The organism is Pseudomonas sp. LM13, assembly GCF_041381355.1.
In the GTDB taxonomy this organism is placed as follows: Bacteria; Pseudomonadota; Gammaproteobacteria; order Pseudomonadales; family Pseudomonadaceae; genus Stutzerimonas; species Stutzerimonas frequens.
Map to the genome: position 1 here is coordinate 1 of NZ_JACBXH010000141.1, position 469 is coordinate 469.

Sequence of the window (469 nt, forward strand, 5' to 3'; positions counted from 1 at the left end):
TTATCCAACCTTGCTGCCCGGTCACTCGCCAGTGATGAAACAGCCGGGGTACCACAGTCCGCATCTTGTCCAGCCATTGGCTAATGCGCCGCTTGCGCCTATGAAGGGCCTTGTATTTTCGTCGGGCCCAGCGTTCAAGCGCGCGGTCAATGTGCTGGAAGATGCCAAGCATGGCTGTCCGATAGAACGAGCCATAGTATTGCCACCACCCCTGTATCACTGGATTGTAGAGCCGAGCCACGTCGACCAGCGTCACGTGGGTTTGGCGATTGAGTCGCCACCTGCGTACCGCTTGCCGCATCCGCTTTAAGGCATCCGCACTCGCTCCCGGAAGGAAGCTCGTGAAGAGCTGGTCTTGTTTGCTGAGCGCCTTCCTCGGCCTAAAGGTGAAGCCGAGGAAGGTAAAGCTCACATGCGGATAACCTGCGCGACGGTTACTGTCCTTGCAGTACACGACCTTCGATTTCTC

General features: G+C 57.4%; 1 protein-coding gene. It reads right to left on the bottom strand.

From position 1 onward, the window contains the following. On the bottom strand, nucleotides 1–469 hold a 469-nt coding region (locus HZR81_RS23735; protein WP_500129409.1), incomplete at both ends, for a group II intron maturase-specific domain-containing protein.